Genomic DNA, 8,193 nt, shown 5'->3' with positions numbered 1-8,193 from the left:
TATTCACAATGCTTCTAGTACCGTTCCAGCCTCGTAAATTGGCAAAGGTATTGTTGAATAAATAACTTTGTAAATCCGTCAAAGAGCCACTTCGCCCCAAATCTGCCAGCGAAATCCAAATTGGAAATCCCAAGTTTTTCTCTAACACCCAAAAGGCGATGCATTGCAGCAGACTTGTTTTCCCTGCACCTGCTTCCCCAATTAAGGCGATGTGCTTACCCTTAGTTTTGCCTTTGCCTTGTTCCAAGATTTGAGTTAAGAAAGCTTCATGCTCAAATCGCTGCTTTTCCTCATATTGTGGTTCATACAGGCGCGTTCCTGCTTCTGGGGAAAATTCCTCCTTGTCGCGTTTCTCAGGTTTTGTCCGCTGCACCAGTGCTAAGGGAACATAAATCTGCTCTCTTTCTAATTTGGCAGATTCATCTTGCATCAAGGGATTGCTGGTGAGTCGCCGCTGGGATTCCAGCAATTGGCGGCAAATTTCGTACCAGTTGATGGCAGTCGCACCAGAATCATCAGAAACACCAATGTTCTGATTGTTTATGTTTACTATGCTGTTTTGAGCATAAACCCCTATTTTTTCGGCAAACTTACCAGCGTCTTCAGGCATACTCAGCTAAACCGCAATCAAAATGACTGGTTTTGAATCGAACCCGTACCACCGATCACAACTTGCCCAATTTTTTCTGCTAACTTTTGCAAGTTTGGCATTGTTGGCTGTTGAGAGCTAAGTGTATTTGCTATTTCTTCGACTTGCGGAGCTAGTTTTGGATCAGCTTTCGCTGCTGCTTCTACCTCAACAACTCCTTGAGCAATTTCCGTATCCTTGTCTGCTGCTGCTTTCAGTTCCAGCACAGCTTGTCCATAATCTAATCGCTGCTGCTCATTTCCCTGTGTAGCATTGGTGAGCAATGGTAATTTATTCTTAGTGCGAAGCTGTTCGATTAACTTGCGACTTTGCTGCCATGCAGCATCACCGAGGTTTTCGCCAGTTTTCTCCAGTGCTTTTGTGAGAAGTAGGGTGGCGATCGCCACAGCCGTCAGAGTGACTGGTTCCATAAATCATTTCATTGTAGATTCTTATGTATTATTTATAACGCAGCATCTACTGGTTTTTCAGGAATAAACTTAGCGATCGCGAAATCACCTCACTCTTGGCTGAAGATACGCTGATAACTCAATACGGTTGTTGTTAAGGATTGATCCTCCCTAGCCCTCCTTAAAAAGGAAGGAACAGTGAAACTGATCACTGATAACTGATCACTGTTAAACACAACGGTTGCAAAATCTATGCTTCTTGCTACAAATTAGTTAACACAAAGTTCATTTTGATAACAATTTGTCATTAAACTAATGCATTAAAATGAAAATTTGATTGATATAATTCTAGTTTTGTTTAAAAGAGCCTCAATAACAATTTTGAAGTAAAAAAAAACGCCTGTAAAGAGCAATTTTTACTACATCTTGACTTTACCAAAAAAGAAAATTTGTAACAACTTTACAAAAATATTTATGAGCAAAATAGAAGCAGAAAAGAAGACTGATAATTTGTGCCCGGAGGCGACGAATGGTAGCGCTCGCAGAGAACGTTCAAAAACGGCTAACTGTACAAACTGTTGAAATAGCCCCTAATACAACGGCGATTCGCTGTCTTGATTGGGACCGCGATCGCTTTGATATAGAATTCGGATTGCAAAACGGTACGACATACAACTCATATCTGATCAAAGGTGACAGAGTGGTTCTGGTTGACACTGCTCACACCAAGTTTCGCGACCAATATTTAGAAACGCTCAAAAGCCTAATAAACCCCAAGGCGATTGATTACATTATTGTCAGCCACACAGAGCCAGACCACAGCGGCTTAGTGGAAGATGTTCTCCAGTTAGCTCCTAGAGCGACTGTCTTAGCGTCAAAAGTTGCACTTCAGTTTCTGGAAAACCTGGTACATGATCCGTTTTCTAAGCGGATTGTCAAGAGTGGCGATCGCGTAGATCTAGGTCAAGGACACGAAATCGAATTTGTCAGTGCACCTAACCTACACTGGCCCGATACAATATTTAGCTTCGACCACAAAACCGAAACCCTGTATACTTGCGATGCCTTTGGCATGCATTATTGCAGCGATGATACCTTTGACATCAACCTAGATGCAATTGAACCTGACTTCAAATTTTACTACGACTGCTTGATGGGTCCCAACGCCCGTTCCCTCGTGAATGCCATGAATAAAATGGGTGATCTTGGGAAAATTAAAATCATCGCCAATGGACACGGACCCCTACTTTACCACCATCTTGATATTCTCAGGGAATGTTACCAAACTTGGAGTCATAGACAAGTTCAGGCACAAACAATAGTCGGCTTATATTATGTCTCCGACTATGGACACAGTGGGCATCTTGCCCACGAAATTGCTGAAGGGCTGCAAAAAACTGGGCTTGGCGTTGAAGTCATGGATCTCACCACCGCTGAAATCCAAGAAATTCAAGAACTCGCAGCTCGCTCAGCTGGCATTATTATCGGTATGCCTCCAAGTGGCAACGTTGCAGCTCATGCTGCTATCAGTTCGCTCTTAGGCGTCGTCAAGAAGCAAGTCGTTGGATTATTTGAGTGCTACGGCGGAGATGATGAACCTATTGATCCACTTCGCAGAAAATTTCTCGACCTTGGTATCAAGGAAGCCTTCCCAGCAATCCGCATAAAAGAAACTCCTAGCACAGCCACCTACGAAGTGTGTAGAGAAGCAGGTATAGACTTAGGACAATTGCTTGTTCGCGAACGCAACATCAAGCAAATCAAGTCCATCGACGCAAACTTAGAAAAAGCGCTCGGTCGGATTAGTAACGGACTCTACATTATCACAACCCAAAAGAGTGATGTCCAAGGCGCAATGCTAGCTTCCTGGGTGGCTCAAGCCAGCTTGCAACCTTTAGGATTTACAGTTGCTGTTGCCAAAGATCGTGCGATAGATTCTTTGATGCAAGTGGGTGATAAGTTCGTCCTTAACGTTTTGGAAGAAGGAAATTATCAAGAATTAAAGAAACACTTCCTCAAGCGTTTAGTTCCTGGTGGTGATAGATTTGCTGGCGTCAAAACCCAAACAGCCAAGAACGGTTCCCCCATTCTTACAGACGCTCTTGCCTACATGGAATGTGAAATTGTCAGCAGCATCGAATGCAGCGACCACTGGCTGTTATATTGTACAGTTGCTGACGGTAAAGTCTCCAAACCAGAGGGACTCACAGCTGTTCGCCATCGCAAGGTAGGCACTTACTACTAATAGGGAAGATGAGCGAATCAGGGAATGTGGGAGTGAGGGAGTGTGAAAAAATATCCCTCTCTCCCTCTCTCTTTCTCTTCTTCCCTTTCTCCTTTTCTCCTCCTCATCCTCTTCCTCACTCGACAACTATGAATAATCTCAATCCCCGCGACGTACAAGTTCTACCAATCGCTACAAACACGACAGTACTAAGGGCACGTAGTTGGACACGTCTACGGTTTGAAATTGAATACGCACTGGCAAAAGGTACCACCTCGAATTGCTATTTAATAGAAGGTGATAAAACTGCAATTATTGATCCGCCCCCAGAAACTTTCACACAAATTTTTCTAGACGAATTACAGCAATCTGTTGACCTAAAACATTTAGATTACGTCATTCTAGGTCACTTTAATCCTAATAGAATCGCAACTCTCAAAGCTCTGTTAGAACTAGCACCACAGCTGACTTTTGTTTGTTCGCTTCCTAGTGCTGCCAATTTGAGTGCAACTTTTCCCCACCACAAATTGAACATCATGGCGATGCGGGGGAAAGAAACTCTGGATTTAGGTAAGGGTCATGTTTTGCGCTGTCTCCCCATTCCTAGCCCTCGTTGGCCTGGAGGTCTTTGTACTTATGACCAGCAAACTCAGATACTGTACACTAATAAGCTATTTGGTGCTCACATCTGTGGTGAAGAAGTCTTTGATGAAGATTGGGGCATTTTAAAAGAAGACCAGCGCTACTATTTTGATTGCTTGATGGCTCCTCATGCAACTCATGTACAAGCAGCTCTGGAGAAAATATCAGAACTACAAGTCAGAATGTTTGGTACCCTTCATGGTCCCTTGGTACGCTATGGCTTAGTGGAACTTACCCAAGCTTATCAGCAATGGAGCCATTCTCAAACTGCTCGCGAAATTACCGTTGCTTTACTTTATGCTTCGGCATATGGAAATACTGCAACTTTGGCGCAGGCGATCGCCCTTGGTTTAACAAAAGGAGGAGTGGCTGTAGAATCCATCAACTGTGAGTTTGCTGATCCGGAAGACATTCGTGCAGCCCTAGAAAAAGCTGAGGGTTTTATCATTGGTTCTCCCACCATTGGTGGTAACGCACCAACTCCCATTCACACTGCTTTGGGTACTGTGCTAGCGAGCGGTAATAATAGTAAGCTTGCTGGGATATTTGGTTCCTATGGATGGAGTGGCGAAGCTTTTGACTTCATTGAAGGTAAACTCCGTGATGCAGGATATCGGTTTGGGTTTGAGACTATGAAAGTCAAGTTTAAACCCTCAGATGTTCTTCTCAAACAGTGTGAAGAAACAGGTACAGACTTTGCCCAAACCTTGAGAAAAGCCAAAAAAGTGCGTATGACTCAAACTGCAGCGACTCCTGTTGAACAAGCTGTTGGTCGGATAGTCGGTTCAGTTTGCGTTGTGACAGCAAAGCTTGGAGAAGTCTCTACTGGAATGATGGGGTCTTGGATTTCTCAAGCCACCTTTAATCCACCAGGTATTACTGTTGCTATAGCCAAAGAACGGGCGGTTGAATCCCTGATGTATCCCGGCGGTAAGTTTGTCCTGAATATTTTACCTGAAGGTCATCAGCAAGAATACATGAAACACTTCCGCAAAACTTTTGCGCCTGGAGAAGACAGATTTGCAAGTTTTTCCACAAAAATTGCTGATAACGGCTGCATCGTTCTCACTGATTCCTCAGCATATCTTGAATGTTCTGTCAACAAGCGCATGGAATGCGGCGATCATTGGGTTGTGTATGCAACTGTCGATAATGGTAAATTACTTAAAGCCGATGCAGTGACAGCCGTTCACCATCGCAAAGCGGGCAATCATTATTAAACTAGGGGTGTAGGGGTATAGGGGTGTAGGAGAGCCAGTACTGATAGCGAAGCGTGTCCGTTCGGCCTCAAGGCGTGCCCGAAGGGCTCAGGACATAGGAGGGTTTCCCGACAGAGGTATCTGGTGAAACCAGCGCTGCTGGAGGGTTTCCCTCCGTAGGCGACGGGCGTTCCCGAAGGGCGTGTGTAAGTGAATGGTTTATTCGTTGGTTCCGACAACTTTGGAATAAAGTTAGGGTAAGAGTGTTTTACTTTCTTCCCCTTACACCCTTACACCCTTACACTCTTAGTTCTTGACGCACGAACAATGTGCTATATATAATTTTTGAGGTAGTTTTGCTGGTAAAACCACTGAGACTGCCTTATAACTGTGAAATGCTGATCTAAATTTTCCGTATTTACCTCAAGGACAATTGAATACATATTAGTAAACGTTAAATCAGGGAAGCATGTTAGTATTTATTGATACTAATTACGGTGCGCTCTGTCTTTTGTATTGTCCTTTTTGTATGACTCAAGAAAACAGCAACATTAAATTTCCTCTTTGGGAGTATCTAAACCAATCCGTATTCAGTTACAAAACCAAGTTGATATTAAGTCCTCGTCGCTTCGCGCAGCGATACAGAGTCCAACTTTTAAAAAGGTGCTTTGCTAAAGAATATGAGGCAAAAGGATCACAATAAAATTAGATAGCGTAGATAAGTCCAGCAACTAAGCTAAATTAGTATTGTGCTGCTTCAAAAACTAACCAACGGATATAGATCATCTTTATGAAGAGCAAGAATCAACCCATCTTCGCCTTATTATTGAGAAGCGGTATAGTCTTCTCACCCATTCTACTGTCCGTTGGTATTGCCACTGCCCAACAAACACCTTCTTCGCCACAGCCTCCGGGACTTTCCACTCCGTACCAGCAAGAACTACCGCGACTGACAGAAGAACATCGCGTCTTTCTTCGCAATACTATCTTGCTTAACGTCTGGCTAGCCATGCTGACTCTTGTTCCAGTCACAGTGATTGCTGCGTTATTCCTGCTGAGACGGGTTGCTATCCGTGAGATAGTTGATAAGGCAATCGAACGGCTACACGGACTCGAAGAGTTAGAAAAACAGCTAGTGAGTGTTAAGCAAGAAGCACAAAAACTCATCCAAGAAACGAGAAATATTACTTCTGGCTTAGATAAAGAAGTAGATGCTCTTCAACAAAAAATCACAACTGAACAAGAAACTTTATCTATAATTCCATCTCAAATATTGAATTTACAAGAGCAACTGACATCAGAATTAGAAACAGCCATAAAAAATTCTAAGCAAAACGTCAAAACTTTAGAATATGAATTTTCGACTCAAGTTTCTGAGTTAGAATTGCAAACCCAACAGCAAAGAAATACAACTGTTGAGAATTTAAGAACATGGGAACTAGAAGTTGCATCTCAACTGTCGGAATTACAAGGCGAGGTTCAACAACAAAAGAATATCGCACTGGAAAATATCGAACAGTCCCGGTTTGAGTTTGCAACTCAACTATCTGGATTCGAGTTTGGTGCTCAACAGCAAAAGAACAAGATTTTTGAGGATTTGGAGCAATTACAGTCAGAAGTTGTATCTCGACTATCTACATTACAGAACCAAGTTCAAGAACAAAAGGATATCGTACTCGGGAATATAGAAGAATCGAATTCTGAGTTGACATCTCACATGTCAGAATTCCAATCAAATGCAGAAGTACAAAAACACAATCTGACGGAAAGCTTGGAGCAATTGCGCTTAGAATTTAGCTCAAAACTGTCTGCATTACAAGAAAGTGTTCAACAACAAAAGGATATCGCACTAGGAAATATCGAAGAATCGAGTTCCGAGTGGACAGAGAAAATGTCGGGATTGCAATGGGATGCAGAAGTACAAAAACACAAGCTGCTCGAAAGCTTGGAGCAATTGCGCTTAGAATTTAGCTCACAACTGTCTGCATTACAAGAAAGTGTTCAACAACGAAGGGATATTGTACTCGGGAATATAGAAGAATCGAATTCCGAATTGACTTCTCAAGTGTCAGAATTCCAATCAAATGCAGAAGTACAAAAACACAAGCTGCTCGAAAGCTTGGAGCAATTGCGCTTAGAATTTAGCTCACAACTGTCTGCATTACAAGAAAGTGTTCAACAACGAAGGGATATTGTACTCGGGAATATAGAAGAATCGAGTTCCGAGTGGACAGAGAAAATGTCGGGATTGCAATGGGATGCAGAAGTACAAAAACACAACCTGACGGAAAGCTTGGATCAATTGCGCTTAGAATTTAGCTCACAACTGTCTACATTACAAGAAAGTGTTCAACAACGAAGGGATATTGTACTCGGGAATATAGAAGAATCGAATTCCGAATTGACTTCTCAAATGTCAGAATTTCAATCGGATGCAGAATTTCAAAAACACAACCTGACGGAAAGCTTGGATCAATTGCGCTTAGAATTTAGCTCACAACTGTCCGCATTACAGAACCAAGTTCAACAACAAAAGGATATTGTACTCGGGAACATAAAAGAATCGAATTCCGAATTGACATCTCAAATGTCGGGATTGCAGTCGGATGCAGAGCAGCAAAAGTACAAAATTATCCAAAGTTTAGAGCAATTACGCTTAGAATTTGCATCTTTCCTGTCGAAACTGCAAGTGGATGCTCAACAACGCAAAGAAACAGTAGTAGAGAATTTAGAGAAATCTGGCGGTGAGTTTGCATCTAAGTTTTCAGAATTACAGTTGAATGCTCAACAAAGAAAAAATACTATTCTTGAGAAGCTGGGAGAACTAGAAGCAGAATTTGTATCTCAACTTTCGGAATTGCAGAAGGATGCTCAACAAAGAAAAAAAATTATGCTTGAGCAACTGTCTGTGGTTACACCTCCTCCCTCTGTCGCCGAATCTGCAACTGCGAAAGTGGAGGAAAAAGTACAGGAGGTACCACTTGTAGTCATATCTCCTCCCTCTGTCCCCAAATCTGCGACTCGCAAAGCAGATCAAAAAGTACAGGAGGTACCACTTGTAGTCATATCTCCTCCCTCTGTCCCCAAATC

General features: G+C 42.6%; 4 protein-coding genes and 1 pseudogene. 3 read left to right on the top strand and 2 right to left on the bottom strand.

Annotated elements, in window-relative coordinates; all coding sequences use genetic code 11:
* Window positions 1–610, bottom strand: a pseudogene (locus tag AC5JM2_RS18380) (hypothetical protein); the annotation flags it as partial.
* Between the two features lie 17 nt (window positions 611–627).
* A complete protein-coding gene (locus AC5JM2_RS18375; protein ID WP_495836297.1) occupies window positions 628–1,059 on the bottom strand; it encodes a hypothetical protein in 432 nt (143 codons plus the stop codon).
* Window positions 1,060–1,567: 508 nt separating this feature from the next.
* Between AC5JM2_RS18375 and AC5JM2_RS18370 the strand changes: the two genes are divergently transcribed.
* The 3 genes from AC5JM2_RS18370 to AC5JM2_RS18360 form a co-directional block, all read left to right on the top strand.
* A complete protein-coding gene (locus tag AC5JM2_RS18370) occupies window positions 1,568–3,283 on the top strand; it encodes a diflavin flavoprotein (protein WP_495836296.1) in 1,716 nt (571 codons plus the stop codon).
* A gap of 128 nt (window positions 3,284–3,411) precedes the next feature.
* Window positions 3,412–5,124 carry a diflavin flavoprotein gene (locus AC5JM2_RS18365; RefSeq protein ID WP_495836295.1) on the top strand — a complete coding sequence of 571 codons (1,713 nt, stop codon included), beginning with the start codon at window positions 3,412–3,414 and terminating at the stop codon, window positions 5,122–5,124.
* Between the two features lie 769 nt (window positions 5,125–5,893).
* Window positions 5,894–8,193, top strand: a 2,300-nt coding sequence (locus tag AC5JM2_RS18360; RefSeq protein WP_495836294.1) for a coiled-coil domain-containing protein, incomplete at its 3' end; no start/stop codon positions are given.

This window comes from Brasilonema angustatum, assembly GCF_059505445.1.
This window is presented reverse-complemented; position numbering and strand designations above follow the sequence as displayed.

Excerpts from the sequence above, each read along its gene's own strand:
- AC5JM2_RS18375 (WP_495836297.1), bottom strand. The coding sequence starts at position 1,059 with ATGGAACCAGTCACTCTGACGGCTGTGGCGATCGCCACCCTACTTCTC.
- AC5JM2_RS18370 (WP_495836296.1), top strand. The coding sequence starts at position 1,568 with ATGGTAGCGCTCGCAGAGAACGTTCAAAAACGGCTAACTGTACAAACT.
- AC5JM2_RS18365 (WP_495836295.1), top strand. The coding sequence starts at position 3,412 with ATGAATAATCTCAATCCCCGCGACGTACAAGTTCTACCAATCGCTACA.